The following is a 20,471-nucleotide window of genomic DNA, read 5'->3' on the forward strand; positions in this document are numbered from 1 at the left end:
TCATCATATGACAAAGATTACAACCAAAAATCCTGTTGTGTGCGCTGTTAATTGGAATAGATTACATGATGAGAAAGATCTTGAAGTATGGAACCGCTTAACTGGGAATTTTTGGTTACCTGAGAAGGTTCCACTTTCCAATGACATTCCCTCATGGTCAAGCTTAACGGATGAAGAACGCAAGCTAACGATTCGTGTTTTTACAGGACTAACGCTTCTTGATACAATTCAAAACACTGTAGGAGCCATTTCGCTTCTGGCTGATGCGATAACAGAGCATGAGGAGGCAGTTTTGACGAATATTGCCTTCATGGAAGCGGTTCATGCACGTTCTTATTCCTCTATTTTTTCAACCCTTTGTTCGACGGTAGAAGTTGATGATGCGTTTAGATGGTCAGAAGAAAATATTCATTTGCAGAAAAAGGCTAGATTAGTACTTGAGCGTTATGAAGCAAATGATCCACTTAAGAAAAAAATTGCTTCGACTTTGCTGGAAAGCTTTTTATTTTATTCTGGTTTTTATTTGCCCATGTATTGGGCCAGTCGCGCTAAGTTAACCAATACAGCAGATCTCATTCGACTGATCATTCGTGATGAAGCGGTCCATGGTTATTATATAGGTTATAAATTCCAATTGGGCTTTGCAAAGCTTGATGAAGCCAAAAGACAAGAAATTAAAAATTTTGCTTTTAACCTGCTCTTTGATCTTTATAACATCGAGTGCAAATATACTGAAGATCTTTATGATGCGCTTGGATTGACAGAAGATGTTAAAATTTTTCTTCATTATAACGCTAACAAGGCTTTAATGAATTTAGGTTTTGAAGCTCTTTTCCCCCCTGAGGTTTGTCGTGTTAATCCCGCTATTTTGGCAGCTTTATCACCAAACTCTGACGAAAATCATGACTTTTTTTCAGGGGCAGGTTCTTCTTATGTCATTGGCAAGGCGGTTGCTACCACGGATGATGATTGGGAATTTTAATGTTTGCATGCAAATAGAAGTGCGCGGGGTATTCCACTGAGGTCTTTGCGCATTTCTAAACATTGGAAGCCATTTGTTTCAAACAAATTGCAAACTTCTTTTTCTTGAGAGTAACCAATTTCAACAGCGATAGTGCCGTTTTCTTTTAAGTAGTTGGCTGCTTCATGGGCGAGCTTTCGATAAAAATCAAGACCATCTTTTCCACCGACAAGAGCGCGCAATGGATCATGTAAGCGCACTTCTTTTGCAAGTTTTTTGATATCTTTTGCGGGGATATAAGGTGGATTGGAAACAATAAAATCAAAGCGATCTGTGACAGAATCAAACCAGTCGCTAAGAAGGGGTGTGAAGCGGTGTGCTACTTCAGCATTTTTTGCATTTTTTGTCGCTGTTTTAAGGGCATCTTCAGAAATATCGACAGCGACTGCATAGGATTGGGGAATTTGTTTAAGAATGGCAATGGCAATGGCGCCACTTCCTGTTCCCATATCAAGGAATGTTGTTCTTCTCGAATTTTCGATCTGTTTTTGGAGAAAAGGGAGAACAAGATCTATCAGCGTTTCTGTATCAGGGCGTGGTTCTAACGTCTCTTGAGATAATGTAAAAGATATACCATAAAATTCTCGTGCTCCTATAATACGGTAAACGGGTTCGCCTGCAATACGCCGTTGTAAAGCCTGTTCTATTTGTATAATATGCTCAGAAGATAGATGCATATCTGGTTTAGAAACTCTTTCAGCAGCATTTATTCCTGTTATCCATTCAATGAGTATTTTCGCATCGAGATTGGCTTCAGAAATTCCTTTCATGCGCAATTTTTCTTGAGTTTGTTGGATGACATTTTTGAAAGAATATTTGTTCAATTATTGTCCATTTCCATCAGGAGTGCTGTTTGGTGATCTGAGATGAGTGCATGAATAAGCTCATCAAGATCTCCCTCTAGAATGCGATCAAGCTTATACAAGGTTAGATTAATACGGTGATCCGTGACACGTCCTTGTGGAAAATTATAGGTACGAATACGTTCTGAGCGATCACCAGAACCAACTTGGCTTTTACGAGAAGCTGAACGTTCACTTTCCGCTTTTTGTCGTTCGATATCGAATAAGCGTGCCCGTAAAATTTGAAGGGCTCGTGCTCGGTTTTGATGTTGTGATTTTTCTGCTTGTACGACCATAATTCCTGTTGGAATATGCGTGATACGAACAGCTGAATCCGTTGTATTAACATGCTGTCCTCCTGCTCCAGATGCACGCATTGTGTCGATACGAATATCTTCAGGACGAATATCAATATCAATATCTTCAGCTTCTGGAAGCACAGCAACGGTAGCAGCAGATGTATGGATACGCCCACCTGTCTCTGTTTCTGGGATACGTTGCACACGATGAACCCCTGATTCATATTTCAATTTAGAAAAGACACCTTTTCCTGAAATGGTAGCAATAATCTCTTTATATCCGCCAACTTCCCCCTCACTAAGTGAAATAACTTCTACTTTCCAATTGTGAGCATGGGCATAACGTTCATACATGCGGAAAAGATCACCGGAAAAAAGTGCTGCTTCTGAGCCACCCGTTCCTGCTCGAATTTCAACAATAGCGTTTTTTTCATCAGCAACATCTTTAGGCAAAAGCAGAATCTGGAGTTCTTTTTCAAATTGCTCTACTTTTTTATATAACGATGGTAGCTCTTCCTGGGCAAGATTACGCATCTCTATATCTGTTTGTTTATCGTTGATAATCGTTTCTAATTCTGTAATCTCTTCGTAAAGAGCATTTAATGCGCGTATAGAGGTAATAACGGGTTGTAGTTCTGCATATTCAGAAGCTAATTTGACATATGTTTCAGCATTTGGATTCGTCGTCATTTGGCTTTCAATTATTTCAAAGCGCTTTTCAAGCTGTCTCATACGATCTTGTGGCAAGGAAACCATGATAATATTGGCCTAATTTTTCATAATACAATTTTTATAATATTTTGTTGCAATGATTGTTTGTTATAATATTGGCAATGAATTACCGTATAGCATCATACAAAGAGGGGTAATAAAGCAATTCTTTTTTTTTGCCAATGAAAACTATTATATTTTAAAGGTAAATTTTTATAAAATTTGATTTGCCTGAGGTATTTTATCTAATGATATATGATTACTTTTTTAAGAGTTTTTTTTTCCGTAAAGTTCAAGGCGGTGATGAATAATATCATAGCCAAGGGATTTTGCAATTTCCTCTTGCAGCTTTTCAATAACATCAGAATGAAACTCGATAACTTGTCCTGTTTCTATATCAATGAGATGATCATGATGTTGCCCATCTGCTTGCTCAAAACGAGATGGACCACCACTAAAGCTATGGCGATGAATTGTTCCATTTCCTTCTAATATTTTCATGGTTCGATAAACAGTTGAGAGTGAAATATTCGAATCTATTTTGTTTGCACGCTGAAAAATTTCAAATGCATTAGGATGATCATTTGTATCAGTCAAAATATCAAGAATAACACGTCGTTGACGTGTTACTCTTAAACCAGCTGTGCGCAATTCTTGCTCATAATTTCGCTTTTTATTCATTTGCATAGTTTACTTTTCAAACAAAGGCTCCATGACAGTGTTTGTATTTTTTCTCTGAACCGCAAGGACAACGCTCATTACGTCCAACTTTTCCCCATGTGGTTATATCGTTAGGGTCACGATCTTGTGGATTAACAAATCTATTTTCTTGTGATCGTGCCCATAAGGTGGGAGCATTTTCTTGACTTTGATCATTAAAGACAGAAGAAGCAGCATCAGTTTGCTCAGGCATGGCCGGTTCTGTGGGGTGTTGAATGATTTCAAAGCGCATAAGCTTAGAAGTGACAATTCGGCGCAAATTTTTCAACATACTTTGAAAGAGTTCAAATGATTCTGTCTTATATTCATTGAGCGGATCCCGCTGCGCATAACCACGAAAACCAACAACAGAACGCAAATGGTCTAAACTCACCAGATGTTCACGCCATAACGTGTCAATAGTTTCGAGCAATACTGCTTTGTGAAAATAAGCCATAACTTCTGGAGAATATCGTTCAGTACGCTCATTTTCAAGTTTTGTAACAGCATTTGATACACGCTCTAGAATTTGCTCCTCGGCAATTCCATCTTCGTTTGCCCATTCTTCCACTGGAAGCTCAAGATTAAAGAGTTGTTGAAGCTCTTCTTCGAGAGTTTTTGCATCCCATTTTTCAGAATATGTCCCTGATGGAATATAAGCCTCTACGAGATCCTCTACGACTTCATTACGCATTTCAAGGATCATTTCTGATAAATCATCTGCATTCATGACCTCCATACGCTGTTCAAAAATAACCTTGCGTTGATCATTCATGACATCATCATATTTTAGCAGATTTTTACGAATTTCAAAGTTTCGTGCTTCGACCTTTTTTTGTGCTTTTTCAAGGGCTTTATTAATCCATGGATGGATAATAGCTTCATTTTCTTTCAATCCAAGTTTTTGCAGCATACCATCCATACGGTTAGAGCCAAAGATACGCATAAGATCATCTTGAAGAGAGAGAAAGAATTTCGAGCGACCAGGATCGCCTTGGCGACCAGAACGTCCACGAAGCTGGTTATCAATACGACGGCTTTCATGACGTTCAGTAGCGATAACGTAAAGCCCTCCAGCCGCTAAAGCTTTTTCTTTAAGCTTCTGAACATCTTTTTTTATTTCTTCAATTTTAGCTGTCCGCTCTGGACCTTCCGGGATATCCTGTAACTCTTGTCGGATGCGCATTTCAACATTACCACCAAGCTGTATATCCGTACCGCGTCCTGCCATGTTGGTTGCAATGGTGAGAGCTCTAGGAACTCCTGCTTGCGCAATGATATATGCTTCTTGTTCGTGATAGCGAGCATTTAAGACTCTAAAATCGGTAATGCCTTCTTTTCGCAAACGCTCTGCCAATTGTTCTGACTTTTCAATAGAGGTTGTTCCAACAAGAATAGGCTGTTCTTTTTCATGAGCTTGATGGATATCACGCACAATTGCCCGATATTTCTCTTCTGCTGTTCGATAAATCTCATCATCTTCATCAATACGTTGTATTGGCAAATTTGTAGGGACTTCGACAACGTCAAGACCATAAATATTTCTGAATTCTTCGGCTTCTGTTGTTGCAGTTCCAGTCATGCCAGATAATTTTCTATACATACGGAAGTAATTTTGGAAAGTGATGGAAGCAAGTGTCTGGTTTTCTGGTTGAATAGCAACATGCTCTTTAGCTTCTAACGCTTGATGAAGTCCTTCAGAATAACGCCGCCCAGGCATCATTCGCCCTGTAAATTCGTCAATAATAACGATTTCATCATTGCGAACAATATAATCTTTATCGCGAGCAAACAGTTTATGAGCTTTTAGAGCATTATTGACATGATGAACGATAGCGACATTTTCTATGTCATAAAGACTCTCACCTTTAAGATGCCCAGCTTGTTCGAGCATTTTTTCAATTTTTTCAGTACCAACTTCGGTAAAGGTCGTTGTTTTTTGTTTTTCGTCTATTTCATAGTCTTCTGGAGTTAAGGCAGGAATAAATGTATCAATAAGGTTATAGAAGTCAGTACGATCTTCTAGAGGACCAGAAATAATAAGGGGGGTACGGGCTTCATCAATAAGAATCGAATCAACTTCATCAACAATTGCGTAATGATGTCCACGTTGGACCATTTGACTATGATCGAAGGCCATATTATCACGCAAATAATCAAAACCTAGTTCATTATTTGTGGCATAGGTGATGTCGCATGCATAGGCCTCTCGGCGGGCATCACTATCAAGATCATGAAGAATCACGCCTGTTGTAAGCCCTAGAAAACTAAAAATTTTCCCCATTGTTTCAGCATCACGACTGGCGAGATAATCGTTTACTGTCACAACATGAACGCCTTTACCTTCCAATGCATTGAGATAAATTGGTAGAGTTGCCATTAATGTTTTACCTTCACCAGTACGCATTTCAGCTATGCCGCAGTCGTGAAGGACCATTCCACCAATAAGTTGCACGTCAAAAGGACGCATGTCATAAACACGTTTTGCGGCTTCACGAACAGTCGCGAAAGCTTCTGGTAAGAGCAAATCAACACTCTCACCTTCACTAAGACGTTTACGAAAGGCATCTGTTTTTTGGCAAAGCTGCTCATCACTTAATTTTACGAATTGTTCTTCCAAAGCATTAATTTGTGCAACTTTTTGGCGGAGTGCTTTGAGATGTCGCTCATGAGCTGAACCAAAAAACTTACGGGCAAAAACACCTAAACTGACCATCTCTGGCCCTTTCTTTTAATTGTTGTCACTCTTGTTGGGTAATTCATACGCTCTCCCCATACTCTACATTTTCTTCAAATTATCTGATATCATTAGTGACATCATGAAATGCAGATGGTACCATTATACTTGCTGGTGTGCAATTTTTCACTCTAATTGTAAAGTAGAGATAAGAGGCTAAGCGCTTTATGTCAACTTTAAGTATGCTATTTAACTGATACAATACAAAGTAATTTAAGATACAATCTGTCATTTTTCTCTATTATCATGTTTTTCATCTGCATTAGATAGGATTGGAGAAACTGAGATAAAAGGATAATTTTATACTTTTTTTAAATAAAATTACTAATTTATTTCTCTATGTTTAAAGATTAAAGTGTTATGGTAAAGAAAATTGGAATCTTGAACCTGCCTTCATTTTTAAGGAGTATATTTATGAAATTTAACTTTATCACGCTTTTTTTAGCATCAACTTTATTGGCAAGTACAAGTTTAGGGGTGAGTGCTCAAGAAGGTTTGAATTCATCGTCGAGTGATTTAAAGACTTTAGAGAAAGCTTCTGAAAAAGCCGTTTCTCCTTCTCATGTTATGGCGGTTATTGATGGGAAAAATATTACAGCAGGCCAATTGGATGATTTAGCGCTTGAAATAAATCCTAATTTAGCACGTTTTCCTGATGAACAACGCCGTATGATGGTTCTAAAAGCTTATTTAGATATGCAGGCCCTCGCAAAAGCAGCAAGAAGCAAAGGTCTTGATAAGACAGAAGCTTACGATAAACGTATGGCAGTCATGCGTGACAATGTTCTTCAACAGCTTTATTTTAAACAGGCGATTGTTGATAAAATATCGGATACTGATTTGGAAGCTCTTTATAAGCAAGAAGTTGCTGCTTTACCTAAAGAGGATGAGGTTAAAGCGCGTCATATTTTGGTCAAAACGAGAAAAGAAGCAGAAGCTATCATTAAGCATTTAAATAAAGGCGAAAATTTTGAAGAGATTGCAAAGAAAAGTTCAACAGATGGTTCTGCTGCCGTTGGGGGTGATCTTGGTTATTTTAGCCATGGTCAAATGGTCAAGCCTTTTGAAGATGCCGCATTTGGTTTGAAAGTTGGCGAATACACAAAACAACCCGTTGAAAGTCCTTTTGGTTGGCATATTATTAAATTAGAAGATCGTCGTGTAAAACAACCGCCTGCATTTGATGATGTTAAAGAGATGTTGCGGACACAGCTGATAAAAAAGCGCTATCAAGAACTGATTGTTGATTTGCGTAGCAAGATAGATGTGAAATACCCTGATCCTAATGTTACAAAAATCATGGAATCGCTTCATCAAAATGGGACGCTACTTCCCGATGAGACATCTGATGAAGAAGATACGGAATAGCTAGGAAAAATAAGTAGATAGCCTCTTTAATAGATAATTTGCTAGGTTAGTTTTGTTCAAAAAGCCTAGCAGTTTTCTATGAGAGGTTATTGATCTGCAATCATTTCATTTTTTTATAGAAAGCATATTGTGGTTTTGAAAATCTCTCCTTTGTCGCCTCAAAAGATCCAAGAGCTTTCTCCATTATCTGGTGTACGGATAGCAACAGCTGAAGCTGGGATTAAATATAAAGATCGTACAGATCTTCTTTTCATCATATTCGATAAGCCAGTGAGTGTGGCCGGTGTTTTTACCCGTTCAAAATGTCCATCTTCCCCTGTAGAGCATTGTCGTGCATCGCTTCCTCATGGGGTTGCGAGGGGTGTTGTTGTGAATTCTGGAAATGCAAATGCTTTTACAGGAAGCAAAGGAAAGCACACAACCGATGCAATTATTTGTGCAGCAGCGAACGCTTTAAAGGTTAGAGAAGATGAAATTTTTATAGCTTCTACGGGTGTTATTGGTGAGCCAATGGATGCATCGGGTATTGTCAATCTTTTACCAAGTATGACAGAGACAGCAGAAGAGGGAAATTGGTTGGAAGCTGCAAAAGCCATAATGACAACGGACACATTTCCAAAACTTGCGACCCGCACTTTTGACTGTGGGGGAGAGCGTGTTACCATTAATGGAATTGCAAAAGGTGCTGGTATGATTGCACCCGATATGGCGACAATGCTGTCATTTGTGGTTAGTGATGCTACCATTTCTTCGGATGCACTCCAATCCATGTTATCAGAGGCAGTTGAGGGTTCTTTCAATTCAATTACTGTTGATAGCGATACCTCAACTTCAGATACGCTTATGTTGTTTGCGACAGGAAAAGAACATTTTCCATGTCTTACAAGTAAATCTGATCCGCGTTATGGGGTTTTTGTGAAACAATTGAGTGCACTTCTGCATGAACTTGCACTACAAGTTGTTTGTGATGGTGAAGGTGCTCGTCATTTAATTGAGGTTAATGTGGTGGGTGCTACAACAAATAATGCAGCTAAAACTATTGCTTTATCAATTGCAAATTCACCGCTCGTAAAAACGGCTATTGCCGGTGAAGATGCGAATTGGGGGCGGGTCGTTATGGCAGTTGGGAAGGCCGGTGTTGAAGTCGATCGTGATCTATTGACGATTTGGTTTGGTGAGCATCGTGTGGCCGTGAATGGCGTACGAGATCCTGAGTATTGTGAAGAGACAATAGGTACTTATATGCAAGGTAAGCACATCACGATTCGTGTTGATATCGGTTTGGGTAAGAGTACGGCGACGGTTTGGTCTTGCGATTTAACAAAAGAGTACGTTATGATCAATAGCGATTACAGAAGTTAATGGATGCACTTTATATTTAACAGTTTATTATTTTTCAGAGCAAATGGGGTATGTGAGCTCTTTTAGGAGCAGAGGGGATATGATAGAAAAGTCAGTTATCTTTATGTTCCCTATTGGGGAGTGATATGTGTATGAAAAGTTCCATTCTTCTTGTTGTTGCATGTGCTCTGTTAGATCAGAATAATCGTGTTTTGCTTACACAGCGTCCTGAAGGAAAATCATTGGCTGGTTTATGGGAGTTCCCTGGTGGCAAGGTTGAGCAAGGTGAAACTCCGGAAGCATCATTGATTCGTGAATTAGAGGAAGAGCTTGGTATTTATGTTCAACCAAATAATTTACACCCTTTAACATTTGCAAGTCATAGCTATAAAACATTTCATCTCTTAATGCCATTGTATCTTTGTGACCATTATGAGGGCGTTGCGCAAGGACGAGAGGGCCAAAATTTAGAATGGGTTTTTATTAATGATCTTGATAAATACCCTATGCCTGATGCTGATAAACCATTGGTTCAGGTATTGAAAAATCACCTTCTTTAATGTGTTATAAGGAGGAAATATTGCTTAAATTATAAATCAATATATTGAGTTATAATGATAATTTATAATTTTTTTATGTTGAATGGGAAAGTCCAGGGTCATAAAAATTTTCTCATTTCAAATCTGTTTTATGTTAAATTAGTCAAAACCATTCTTTTGCACGTTCCAAGCGGGGCGGGTCATGTGGATAAAATTATTTAAGAAAGAAATAAAATACGTGTTGAAAGAATACTCTCCAATAGCCAAGGGTTATCGCAACATTGAGAATTGGCAAAGTGTATAATGATGCCTTTGCACGCTTCATAAGCATAAAAATGGTGGTAGATAATGGATTTATACTTTTCGCGATTATTATTGAGAGATTGTCTTGGATGCACCGAGAGATATTAGGAGTATTTCTTTCATAAGATATCGATAATAGGAAAAATTTCAAAAAATGTTGCTTTTGATTAAGAGGGGCATATCCCTTACGTAATATAGAACGCCATTGTGTTGCATATTTGCGGGGTTGTTTAAAAGAGGCATCTCGCAATATTCCAAAGCCCATTTCGTGCCGGCACTCGTGAATGGTATAATGGTAGAGCTTTATAAGATAAAATCTATTGAGCGCCACTATCTTTACGCTTGTGAAGGAGTAAGCTGGTTCCAATGTTAGTTATGATAGCTCTTGGCATTTGAGAGCATTCAGAAGGGATATTTTTCTTTTCGTAATCATTTTTACTTATACATCAATTTCGCTTGTGATGAACAAGCAAGCGATTTTGATTGATTCAACATAAAAACAGATTTGAAATAAGAGAATTTTACGATATTTAGAATGCTTGATGCAGAGTGAATGATGGATAATTATCCTTATAAATCAATCTATTGCATAATAAAAACATTCAATTAATTTTTTATAGGAGGCATGTATTAAGTTTCTTGAATTGGACGGCGTTTTGCGATAGGATATTGATTTTTTTTAGCGATACGCGTAATTGCTTTTTCCAATGGCTCAATCATAACGTCCATAGAAAAACCATTTGCGTGAATAATATTTGCGTGATCGACCATAATAGCAACATGATCTTTCCAAAAAATTAAATCACCTCGTTGAAGTTTATCAGTATCTGTAAGAAGACTGCCTATAGTTTCTTGCTGCATATCGGTGTCACGTAAGACTATTTGATCGGTCATCATCATAGAGAGCTGAATGAGTCCCGAACAATCAATTCCAAAACCGCTGACACCACCCCAAAGATAAGGTGTACGGATAAAGGTTTCTGCAACTGTGACATAATCTTCATATACGCGTCCAATGGGGCTGAGATGGCTCGTAATGATTGCTGTTCCATTTTCAAGAATAGAATACATTGTGTCACGGACTTCAATTTCATCAACAACACTGACTTTGCTTCCCATAGATAATGGGGATACTATTGGTCCACGTAAGTCAGCGTGTAAATATTTAAATGTGCGTGGTACTGAAACCACATGTGTTTGTTTTATGGTTGATGTACAAAGAACTTTTGTATCAATATAACCGACATAACCATCTTTGAGTGATTGTCCCCACGACAATGTTTCCCCTTGTTCAAAAATGAGAAGTTCTTCTCCCAATAAGCATTCTGTTTGTCTTTCACTTTTTTTACTATTTTCTTTAAAAAGTCCAGCGACCGCTGCATTAACACGTCTTTTTTCACCTTGAACAAAGCGCTGAGCTGTAATTTCTATTTCAAGACGTTGATCTGCTAGATCATCTCTGAATGCATGAAGTCTTGGGTCTTTAGAGATCATCTTTTTGCTTTCCATTTTGTTACTCCTTACCTTTAAACAAACTCATGAAAACTGTATTGGTAAGGTTTTTATCCTCAAACAAAACTAAGAACACAGTGTAAGACCAATTATTCTTTAAGCTGCAAAATTGTCCATTTTTGTGGATATTTGTGTCAAAATTCATTTTTTAAAAATATTATAAAGGGCACGAATAGTTTGTGCTGATCCACCAATAGGGTATCCTGGTTTTTCTTTTGGAACCCATCCATAAAGGTCAAAATGCGCAAAATGTTCAGCTTTTTCAACAAAAGAATTAAGAAATAAAGCAGCCGTTATAGAACCAGCAAAGCTATTTCCAGTTACATTGTTAAGATCGGCAATTGGTGATGATAACATCTCTTGGTAAGGTTTCCAAAGGGGCATTTGCCAAAGAGGATCAAAGACAGCGTGAGCAGATTCAGAAATTTGTTGTGCCCATATTGAATCATTACAATAAAATGCGGGAAGATCTGGTCCTAATGCTATACGCGCTGCCCCTGTTAAAGTAGCCATACAAAGCATGAATTGTGGACTTTCTTCATCACCATAGGCGAGTGCATCGGCAAGGACAAGTCGCCCTTCAGCATCTGTATTACCTACTTCAACACTTAAACCTTTACGACTTTTGAGAATATCACCTGGTCGGTAAGCATTCGCAGAAATTGCATTTTCTACAGCTGGAATCAAAACGCGTAAACGGAAAGGCAATTTTGCATCCATGATAAGTTTAGCCAATCCCAAAACGTTTGCTCCACCCCCCATGTCTTTTTTCATAAGCAACATGTTATTGGCTGATTTAATATCGAGACCTCCAGTATCAAAAGTTACGCCTTTACCCACCAACGTTATTTTAGGATGATGTTCTTGCCCCCAGAGTAACTCAATCAGTCGTGGTGCAGTGCTGCCTGCTCGTCCTACAGCATGAATCATCGGAAAGTTATGGGTTAAGAGATCGTCTCCACAAATACTTTTGATATGAGCACCATAGGTTTTTCCTAGTTTTCGAGCTTCTTTTTCGAGAGTATCAGGGTTCATATCATTGGCTGGAATATTAATGAGATCACGGACGAAAAAGACAGCTTCATAAATTCGTTGGAGTTCATTAAGATCAATAGCCTCATTGACATGGATAGATAATGATTTGAAAGAAGAATTTTGACGATAGCGATTAAATTGATAGCTACCAAATGCCAATCCAAGATAGGTATTTATTTCATCAGAGGTTGTACCTTCTAAATGCCATTGACCAGCAGGAAGCTTTTGAGCAAGCAGTCCTGTGATAAAAGGATCGTTCCCATTGCCAATTCCAAATAAAACTTTTTTTAAATGCCCCGTTTCGTGAGGAATAAAGAGTATTTGTCCTGCTTTACCAGTAAAGTCATTAACTTTTATCCATGCTGTTGTTGACGCATCAAGTGATAAGTTGGCAAGAGTTCTTTGGTTTACCAAGATGATAGGGCAACTGTTATCGATACGCGTTGAGGTAAAATAAATGTGGTGGTGCTGCATAGTTATGAGATCCTTATAGTCGTCTAAGTGCGACATATTCGACCAAATGATTTTTTCCCTTTCGTAGAATGAGATTGGACCGTGGTCGTGTTGGCAATATATTTTCCTGTAAATTTTTTAAATTAATCGTTTGCCAAAGATCCTCAGCGATTTTTGAAGCTTCTTTTTCATTGAGGTGGGCATAACGATGAAAATAGGATTCAGGATTTTGAAAAGCTGTTTTACGCAAACGTTTAAAGCGCTCCAAATACCAGTGACGAATGACTTCTGTTTCGGCATCGACATAGATTGAAAAATCAAAAAAATCTGATACGAAAGGAATAGCTTTCCCATCTTTAGGAAGATCGCTGACCTGTAATACATTAATACCTTCAACAATTAAAATATCAGGACGATCAATGGTAATAGTCTGATTTTCTAGAACATCATAGATCATATGTGAGTAAAGCGGGGCACGGACATTTCCGATACCTGCTTTTATAGCCGAAAGAAAGCACAGCAACTTTTTAATGTCATAGGAATCAGGAAATCCTTTGCGATTCATTCGATTTTTTTGCTGTAAGATTGCGTTAGGATAGAGAAAACCATCCGTTGTGATTAGATCAACTTTAAGGCTAGATGTCCATCTTTTCAACAGTTCTTGAAGAATGCGAGCCGTGGTTGATTTTCCTACAGCTACAGAACCAGCAATTCCAATAATAAAGGGCGTTTTTCTACTCTCTTCTTGATGGAGAAACTGCTGACGTTTGTGAAAAAGTTCCTGTACTGCTTCAACATGGCATGATAATAGACGCGATAAAGAAAGATAAATGCGTTGGACTTCTTTAAGATCAATAGGATCATCAATAGAGCGTAAACGCTTAATTTCATCAAAAGTCAAAGTAAGAGGTGTGTCTGCACGAAACTCTGACCATTCTTGTGCAGTAAAAACGCGATAGGGTGAATATCGGTCAGAAACGGATTTGACCAGATTATCTTTCTGATTAATTTTTTGTATAGTCGTATCAATCATTTGTATTAGTCGAGAATTTTTTGCAGCAGCAATTGATTAAGAGCAGACAGATGAGCGGCTTTATTTTCAAGTGAATTTTGTTTTGCATGCTCTCTTCTTTTAAGATAATAGATCATTTTTCATTAACTTATAGTCCAGTCATTCCAGTTTGCACGGATTTGTGCTAATGAGTACCCCTGCGCCCAAAAAGCCCATAAAAGTAGGCGCGCTTTTACGGCTGATAAATAACCAGACATAAGAGCACCAGAAGCAATCATATCGATTTCGGAGCCTTTATAGCCATAAGTTATACGAGTTGTTGAGCCATTACAACAACGACTAGCAATAATGATTGGTATTTTTTGTGCATATTGTTGTACAAGGTCTGCTTCTTGAAAACTACAGTGTCCTGCACCAAAACCAGCAATAACAACTCCAGCATAATACCCACTTTCAAGGCATAGTTTCATTAATTTTGCATCAGATGATAAAGAGGAATAGAGGAGTGCAATTTGATGATCATGGTTTTGGGGAAGATCAAACGTTTTTGGGAAAAATTTTCGATCATTGAAATAAATAAGTTTTCCCTCTAAAATAGTTCCTAAAACACCTGCAAGACCTGATTGAAATGTTTCGACTTTGACGGTATGGCTTTTATAGAGCCAATAAGGTGAATGAATTGCATCATTTATGACAACGAGAACGCCCCTGTTACGACTTTGTGTGGCTGCTGCGACACGAGTGGCTGCTAAAATGTTGGCGGGGCCATCGGCGCCTGCTTCATGAGGCATGCGCATAGCACCGGTTATGATGAGTGGTTCGGCTTCTTTCCAATAAAGAGAAAGAAAAAAAGCTGTTTCTTCCAGAGTATCAGTCCCTTGTGTTAAAACAATACCTTCTGCACCAGCATTTATTTGTTGTTTTGCCCACTTAATTATTTCAAAAAGCATTTGAAACGATAAAGATCCACTTGGTATTTGCATTAATGTTTGTGCATGAATATCAGCAACGTTATTTAAATCAGGAACACTTTTTATGAGGTTATCTGAAGTTAAAGTCGGTTGCATGTGACCAAAACTATCAGCAGTCATTGCAATTGTTCCACCTAAGGTCCCTATGGCTATTTTTTTCATAATTTTCCTCTAAAAAGCACAAACTGTTTATATAAAGCTATTTAGCAGTAATTTACATTGACAACAATGATATCATTTTTCCATTTTCAACAAATTGAGTTATGCTGAATCATTGTGTTTTGCTGTATATGTTCTTAAATAGGACAATAGTAATTGAGTTTTACATTGTATGAAAAGAAATCAATATTAAAAAGTAAAGTTAATATTAAGGAGTTTCCTTATGACAGAACATAAGCCAGACATAATGTATGGTACAACAATTATTACGGTACGAAAAGGTGGAAAAGTCGTGATGGCCGGTGATGGTCAGGTCTCTCTTGGACAGACAATTATGAAAGGCAATGCACGTAAAGTGCGTCGTCTTGGAAAGAACGGAGTGGTTATTGCTGGTTTTGCAGGTGCTACGGCAGATGCTTTTACATTACTGGAGAGATTGGAAACAAAGCTTGAACAATATCCTGATCAGCTTATGCGTGCTTGTGTGGAACTTGCAAAAGATTGGAGAACAGATCGCTATTTGCGTCGTCTCGAAGCAATGATGCTCGTGGCTGATAAGAAAGTAACTTTGGCTCTAACAGGGCTTGGTGATGTTTTAGAGCCAGAAGATGGGGTTATGGCAATTGGCTCTGGAGGAAATTTTGCTCTTTCAGCAGCGCGTGCACTCATGGATTTGGATTTGGATGCAGAAACTATTGCTCGTAAAGCTATGGCTATTGCCGCTAAAATTTGTGTTTACACCAATGATCATTTTACGATTGAAACATTGGATGCAGAATTATCTTCTTTAGAGAAAGCTATTTAAATGTGTGTTGTATTTTCCCCTCGTGAAACTGTTTCTGAACTTGATCGTTTTATTATTGGCCAAAATGATGCCAAACGCTCTGTAGCTATTGCACTGCGCAATCGGTGGCGTAGGCAACAGCTTGATGAGCCGATGCGTGAAGAAGTTATGCCAAAAAATATTTTAATGATAGGGCCAACAGGTGTTGGTAAAACAGGAATCGCACGTCGATTAGCAAAACTTTCTGGAGCACCTTTTGTGAAAGTAGAAGCGACGAAATTTACTGAAGTTGGTTATGTGGGACGTGATGTTGAGCAAATTATTCGAGATCTTGTTGAAATTGCCATTTCTCTTGTGCGTGAAAAGAAACGGGATGAAATAAAAGAAAAGGCTCACGTGAATGCTGAAGAGCGGGTTTTAGACGCCCTTGTTGGTAAAACAGCAAGTCCTGCTACCCGTGATAGTTTTCGTAAAAAATTGCGTGAAGGTGAATTGGATGAGAAAGAGATTGAAATTGAAGTCGCCGATAATAATAGCAATAGTGCTTCAACCTTTGATATTCCTGGTATGCCTGGGGCACAAATGGGTATTATGAATTTATCAGATATTTTGGGTAAAATGGGCAGTCGTACAAAAGTCCGTAAGACGACAGTAAAGGATTCTTTTAAACCGCTCATTGATGATGAATCTGAAAAACTCCTTGATCAGGAGCAAATTATTCAAGAGGCGCTTCGTGTTGCTGAAAATGACGGTATTGTTTTTATCGACGAAATTGATAAAATTGCAACCAGGGATGGTGGAGCAAGTGTTGCGGTTTCGCGTGAGGGCGTTCAACGGGATCTTTTGCCTTTGGTTGAAGGAACAACAATTGCTACAAAATATGGGCAAATCAAAACAGATCATATTCTTTTTATTGCCTCAGGTGCATTTCATGTTTCCAAGCCATCTGATTTATTACCGGAACTTCAAGGACGTTTGCCCATCCGTGTGGAGCTGAACCCTTTAACAAGGGAAGATTTACGGCGCATTCTAACGGAACCAGAAGCTAGTTTGATTAAACAATATATCGCTCTTATGGCAACGGAAGAGGTTCATTTGGAAATTACCGATGATGCAATTGATGCTTTAGCAGATATTGCTGTAGATTTAAATGCAAGGATTGAAAATATAGGGGCACGTCGTTTGCAAACAGTGATGGAGCGCGTTTTGGATGAGATTTCTTTCACTGCACCTGATAAAGCTGGAACATCGTTTAAAATTGATGCTGCTTACGTGAGAAAATCTATTGGCGAGCTTGCTGCTGATATCGATCTTTCACGTTTTATTCTTTGAAAGTTATTGCTTGTTCTGTTTATCTGCGTGCTTCGATAATTTTGAAACCATGGGCTTGTTCATGTATCAACACTGTGCGGAAAATATTTTTTAATAATGTTTCATAAGGCAGGTGGCGGTTTGCAACAAAAAGCAGACTGCCGCTTGGCTTTAAGCACTTTGCAGCATTTATAATAAAATTTTTTCCTAATGAAACATCTGTTGTTTGTTGTGTGTGAAACGGTGGATTTGAAATGATTGTGTCATATAGATTTGTGATAGGTTCATGTACAAGGTCATGCCAATAAAAATGAATTGGAAAAGGAGCTGTTATGGATTTAAGGTGCTGTTTTGCTGCTCTCAAAGCATTGTAGTCTGCTTCATAAAGGTCGAGAGCGGTGAGTTTTTCACTTCTTTCAAGCGCAACGTGAGAAAGATAACCCCATCCAGCACCAAAATCAGCCGTTTTTCCAGAAATAACTTTGAGCATATAAGAAGCAAGGGCAGCAGATCCTGGATCAATACGTCCGTGTGAGAACATACCAGAAGTGGTTTGAAATTTACCAAAAGTGAGCGGTGGTGAGCGCAATTGCGCAATGTTATGTCTCTCAATTTGTTGAGGAACTTGCAACCAAAATACAAGACCATGATTTTTAGACAATTTATTGGTGATGGGAACAATTGTTTTGACCCATTTCATCATTGAAGCAGCACCAGCAGTTTTATTCCCACTGATTACAATCCATCCATTGGGTTTAACGCATTCTAATAAATCAAGAAAACAATTTTGGTTCAAACCACGATATTTGCTCAAATGTAAAAATGCACCATCATAGCTGAAAGTTTTATCTATTTGAGGAGAGCAGTGAAATTGAGTATCGACAAATTTTAAAAAATCTGGTCGCCAAGGCGTAATAACTTTTAAATTTTGTGCCCATTCTGGAGCTGGGATTTGTGTTAAACCAAAACTTAGCCAACACTGGTTTGGATCAGGATACGGGAGTTCATGATTTTCAAAAGGCAAAAATAATAACACATATGACTCTTTCAAAGAAAAATGCCACTCCAATATTGGGATGGCATTTCATGATACGATAAGAGGAAAAACTTACTCTTCTTTTTTCTTTCGGCGGCGCTTATTTTCAGGTTGTTTTTTTTCATCCACGCACTTTTCTTCATTCATCGCTTTATCACCGGTGATTTCCTTTCCGGTTGTTTGATCAACGACCTTCATTGATAACCGAACTTTTCCACGCTCATCAAAGCCCATTAATTTAACCCAAACTTTGTCACCTTCTTTTACAATATCGGTTGTTTTGGTGACGCGTTCTGATGCAAGTTGAGAGATATGAACAAGCCCATCACGAGAACCAAAGAAGTTTATAAATGCACCAAATTCTGCAGTTTTTACAACTGTTCCTTGGTAGATAGCACCAACTTCAGGTTCATCAACAATAGAATGGATCCAACGTTTTGCTGCTTCAATGGTTTTAGCATCAGCAGAAGCAATTTTAATGGTACCATCATCATCAATATTAATTTTTGCTCCCGTTTGTTCCACGATTTCCCGAATAACTTTACCACCAGAGCCGATAACATCACGGATTTTATCGACAGAAATATTCATAACTTCGATTCGCGGAGAAAATTCACTCAGCTCAGCACGTGCACTGGTTAAAGCTTTCGCCATTTCATTAAGGATATGGATTCGGCCACCTTTGGCTTGTTCAAGCGCGATTTTCATAATCTCTTCGGTAATACCATCAATTTTGATATCCATTTGCAAGGCAGTAATACCATTTTCTGTTCCTGCGACTTTAAAATCCATATCTCCAAGATGATCTTCATCCCCTAAAATATCAGAAAGAACAGCAAAGCGTTCTCCTTCTTTAATCAAACCCATAGCAATACCAGCAACAGGGCGTGCGAGAGGAACACCAGCATCCATGAGAGCAAGTGAGGTTCCACAAACCGTTGCCATAGAAGAAGATCCATTGGACTCAGTGATTTCTGAGACAGCACGAATGGTATAAGGAAAAGATTCTTTATTTGGCAACATGGGGTGAATTGCCCTCCATGCCAATTTGCCATGTCCAATTTCACGACGACCAGGAGAACCAAGGCGTCCTGTTTCACCCACTGAAAATGGTGGAAAATTGTAATGGAGAAGGAACGTTTCCTTATACATACCCGTTAAGGCATCAACATATTGTTCATCTTCGCCAGTTCCCAGTGTTGCAACGACAATAGCTTGCGTTTCTCCGCGAGTAAAGAGTGCTGATCCATGTGTACGGGGTAAAATACTCACTTCTGATTGGATTGGGCGCACAGTAGAAAGATCGCGTCCATCAATACGCTTTTGTGTATCAAGAATGTTCCCGCGAACAATTTTTGCTTGCAATTGTTTAAATACCGTTGCAATCTGATCTGTACTGAATTGACAGTCTTCTTCTGTTTCTGGCATAAATTTATTGATGATTTCTGTTTTTAGTGCATCAATTGCAGCATAACGTTCTTGCTTATCAGTAATTGTGTAAGCCTTTCGTATATCTTTTTCTGCCATTTTCTGCATCGCTTTTTCAAGTTCAGAAAGATCTTCAGGAACAAAATCACGAGGATCTTTTGCAGCAACTTCAGCAAGCTTTATAATGGCATCAAGGACAGGTTGAAGGCCTTTGTGACCAAACATCACGGCCCCCAACATGATATCTTCTGGTAATTCTTGTGCTTCTGATTCCACCATCAAAACAGCACTTTCTGTTCCAGCAACAACAAGATCAAGTTTTGATTCAGGCATTTCATCGATATGAGGATTAAGAATATATTGTCCATTACAATAGCCAACGCGGGCACCGGCTATAGGCCCCATGAAAGGAACACCTGACAGGGTCAATGCCGCAGAAGATGCAATCATCGCAAGGATATCGGGATTGTTTTCGAGATCATGCTGTATAACGGAAACAATAACTTGTGTATCATTTTTATATCCCTCAACGAAAAGGGGACGAATTGGGCGATCAATCAAACGTGAAACCAAAGTTTCATTTTCACTTGGCCTGCTTTCACGTTTTAAATAGCCTCCAGGTATTCGACCAACAGCATAGGATTTTTCTTGATAATTAACAGTGAGTGGAAAAAAGTCCTGGTCTGGTTTTGGGCTTTTGGCCGATACAACGGTTGCTAAGACAATAGTTTCTCCATAGGTAGCAATCACTGCACCATCAGCTTGACGCGCTATTTTCCCTGTCTCAAGGGTGAGAGGACGCCCAGCCCATTCAATTTCTATCTTGTGCGTTTTGAACATTTTTTATCCTTAATGACCAGTGTTTAAATCTTTGATTGCTTACATTCTGGTTGTGCATAGCATATTTGCA

Annotated in this window: 16 protein-coding genes; 6 read left to right on the forward strand and 10 right to left on the reverse strand. The window is 38.6% G+C overall.

The genetic code is table 11. The features are described 5' to 3' along the window. Positions 1–7 precede the first annotated feature (7 nt). Positions 8–982 carry a class 1b ribonucleoside-diphosphate reductase subunit beta gene (gene nrdF / locus ACFIMP_RS05165; RefSeq protein ID WP_375611833.1) on the forward strand — a complete coding sequence of 325 codons (975 nt, stop codon included), beginning with the start codon at positions 8–10 and terminating at the stop codon, positions 980–982. Here the strand turns inward: nrdF and prmC are convergent. From prmC to secA, 4 genes are all read right to left on the reverse strand, one after another. Next, entirely contained in the window at positions 979–1,845 is an 867-nt protein-coding gene (prmC, locus tag ACFIMP_RS05170; RefSeq protein WP_375613295.1) for a peptide chain release factor N(5)-glutamine methyltransferase, read from the reverse strand. The two genes, nrdF and prmC, sit on opposite strands and share 4 nt — an antisense overlap. Beyond that, positions 1,842–2,918: a peptide chain release factor 1 gene (gene prfA / locus ACFIMP_RS05175; RefSeq protein ID WP_375613296.1), complete on the reverse strand. Its 1,077-nt coding sequence runs from the start codon at positions 2,916–2,918 to the stop codon at positions 1,842–1,844. Before prfA ends, prmC begins: the two co-directional genes overlap by 4 nt. A gap of 222 nt (positions 2,919–3,140) precedes the next feature. Further along, entirely contained in the window at positions 3,141–3,560 is a 420-nt protein-coding gene (locus ACFIMP_RS05180; protein WP_375606771.1) for a Fur family transcriptional regulator, read from the reverse strand. A gap of 10 nt (positions 3,561–3,570) precedes the next feature. After that, positions 3,571–6,288, reverse strand: coding sequence for a preprotein translocase subunit SecA (gene secA, locus ACFIMP_RS05185; protein WP_375686100.1), 2,718 nt, complete (start codon positions 6,286–6,288; stop codon positions 3,571–3,573). 435 nt (positions 6,289–6,723) lie between these two features. Between secA and ACFIMP_RS05190 the strand changes: the two genes are divergently transcribed. From ACFIMP_RS05190 to mutT, 3 genes are all read left to right on the forward strand, one after another. Then, the gene (locus ACFIMP_RS05190; protein ID WP_375611828.1) at positions 6,724–7,677 is read left to right on the forward strand and encodes a peptidylprolyl isomerase; all 954 of its coding nucleotides are present in this window, start codon (positions 6,724–6,726) and stop codon (positions 7,675–7,677) included. Between the two features lie 129 nt (positions 7,678–7,806). Further along, positions 7,807–9,039: a bifunctional glutamate N-acetyltransferase/amino-acid acetyltransferase ArgJ gene (gene argJ / locus ACFIMP_RS05195; RefSeq protein WP_375613298.1), complete on the forward strand. Its 1,233-nt coding sequence runs from the start codon at positions 7,807–7,809 to the stop codon at positions 9,037–9,039. Between the two features lie 125 nt (positions 9,040–9,164). Next, the gene (gene mutT / locus ACFIMP_RS05200; protein WP_375627652.1) at positions 9,165–9,578 is read left to right on the forward strand and encodes an 8-oxo-dGTP diphosphatase MutT; all 414 of its coding nucleotides are present in this window, start codon (positions 9,165–9,167) and stop codon (positions 9,576–9,578) included. A gap of 912 nt (positions 9,579–10,490) precedes the next feature. Here mutT and ACFIMP_RS05205 read toward each other — a convergent pair. The 4 genes from ACFIMP_RS05205 to ACFIMP_RS05220 form a co-directional block, all read right to left on the reverse strand. Further along, positions 10,491–11,354 (reverse strand): C40 family peptidase, encoded by an 864-nt coding sequence (locus ACFIMP_RS05205; protein ID WP_375686115.1) that lies wholly within the window; start codon positions 11,352–11,354, stop codon positions 10,491–10,493. Positions 11,355–11,513: 159 nt separating this feature from the next. Next, positions 11,514–12,881 (reverse strand): leucyl aminopeptidase family protein, encoded by a 1,368-nt coding sequence (locus tag ACFIMP_RS05210; RefSeq protein WP_375686101.1) that lies wholly within the window; start codon positions 12,879–12,881, stop codon positions 11,514–11,516. Between the two features lie 13 nt (positions 12,882–12,894). Further along, complete coding sequence (gene coaA, locus ACFIMP_RS05215; RefSeq protein ID WP_375613301.1) at positions 12,895–13,893, reverse strand: type I pantothenate kinase; 999 nt, start codon at positions 13,891–13,893, stop codon at positions 12,895–12,897. A 122-nt stretch (positions 13,894–14,015) separates the two neighbouring features. Continuing rightward, positions 14,016–15,005: an asparaginase gene (locus ACFIMP_RS05220; protein ID WP_375613302.1), complete on the reverse strand. Its 990-nt coding sequence runs from the start codon at positions 15,003–15,005 to the stop codon at positions 14,016–14,018. A 220-nt stretch (positions 15,006–15,225) separates the two neighbouring features. Here ACFIMP_RS05220 and hslV point away from each other — a divergent pair, with 220 nt between their 5' ends. Beyond that, positions 15,226–15,807 carry an ATP-dependent protease subunit HslV gene (hslV, locus tag ACFIMP_RS05225; RefSeq protein WP_012754621.1) on the forward strand — a complete coding sequence of 194 codons (582 nt, stop codon included), beginning with the start codon at positions 15,226–15,228 and terminating at the stop codon, positions 15,805–15,807. Beyond that, on the forward strand, positions 15,808–17,118 hold the full coding sequence (gene hslU / locus ACFIMP_RS05230; protein ID WP_375611822.1) for an ATP-dependent protease ATPase subunit HslU: 1,311 nt from the start codon (positions 15,808–15,810) through the stop codon (positions 17,116–17,118). 19 nt (positions 17,119–17,137) lie between these two features. Here hslU and ACFIMP_RS05235 read toward each other — a convergent pair whose 3' ends face one another. Both ACFIMP_RS05235 and pnp read right to left on the reverse strand, forming a co-directional pair. Next, positions 17,138–18,133: a class I SAM-dependent methyltransferase gene (locus tag ACFIMP_RS05235; protein ID WP_375686102.1), complete on the reverse strand. Its 996-nt coding sequence runs from the start codon at positions 18,131–18,133 to the stop codon at positions 17,138–17,140. 72 nt (positions 18,134–18,205) lie between these two features. After that, positions 18,206–20,401: a polyribonucleotide nucleotidyltransferase gene (gene pnp, locus ACFIMP_RS05240; RefSeq protein ID WP_375686103.1), complete on the reverse strand. Its 2,196-nt coding sequence runs from the start codon at positions 20,399–20,401 to the stop codon at positions 18,206–18,208. Between the last annotated feature and the right edge of the window lie 70 nt (positions 20,402–20,471).

Origin of the sequence: Bartonella sp. AP65SXKL, assembly GCF_042195725.1 — a bacterium.
Classification (GTDB): domain Bacteria; phylum Pseudomonadota; class Alphaproteobacteria; order Rhizobiales; family Rhizobiaceae; genus Bartonella.

Excerpts from the sequence above, each read along its gene's own strand:
- nrdF (WP_375611833.1), top strand. The coding sequence starts at position 8 with ATGACAAAGATTACAACCAAAAATCCTGTTGTGTGCGCTGTTAATTGG.
- prfA (WP_375613296.1), bottom strand. The coding sequence starts at position 2,918 with ATGGTTTCCTTGCCACAAGATCGTATGAGACAGCTTGAAAAGCGCTTT.
- ACFIMP_RS05180 (WP_375606771.1), bottom strand. The coding sequence starts at position 3,560 with ATGCAAATGAATAAAAAGCGAAATTATGAGCAAGAATTGCGCACAGCT.
- secA (WP_375686100.1), bottom strand. The coding sequence starts at position 6,288 with ATGGTCAGTTTAGGTGTTTTTGCCCGTAAGTTTTTTGGTTCAGCTCAT.
- ACFIMP_RS05190 (WP_375611828.1), top strand. The coding sequence starts at position 6,724 with ATGAAATTTAACTTTATCACGCTTTTTTTAGCATCAACTTTATTGGCA.
- mutT (WP_375627652.1), top strand. The coding sequence starts at position 9,165 with ATGTGTATGAAAAGTTCCATTCTTCTTGTTGTTGCATGTGCTCTGTTA.
- ACFIMP_RS05205 (WP_375686115.1), bottom strand. The coding sequence starts at position 11,354 with ATGATCTCTAAAGACCCAAGACTTCATGCATTCAGAGATGATCTAGCA.
- ACFIMP_RS05210 (WP_375686101.1), bottom strand. The coding sequence starts at position 12,881 with ATGCAGCACCACCACATTTATTTTACCTCAACGCGTATCGATAACAGT.
- coaA (WP_375613301.1), bottom strand. The coding sequence starts at position 13,893 with ATGATTGATACGACTATACAAAAAATTAATCAGAAAGATAATCTGGTC.
- ACFIMP_RS05220 (WP_375613302.1), bottom strand. The coding sequence starts at position 15,005 with ATGAAAAAAATAGCCATAGGGACCTTAGGTGGAACAATTGCAATGACT.
- hslV (WP_012754621.1), top strand. The coding sequence starts at position 15,226 with ATGACAGAACATAAGCCAGACATAATGTATGGTACAACAATTATTACG.
- hslU (WP_375611822.1), top strand. The coding sequence starts at position 15,808 with ATGTGTGTTGTATTTTCCCCTCGTGAAACTGTTTCTGAACTTGATCGT.
- pnp (WP_375686103.1), bottom strand. The coding sequence starts at position 20,401 with ATGTTCAAAACGCACAAGATAGAAATTGAATGGGCTGGGCGTCCTCTC.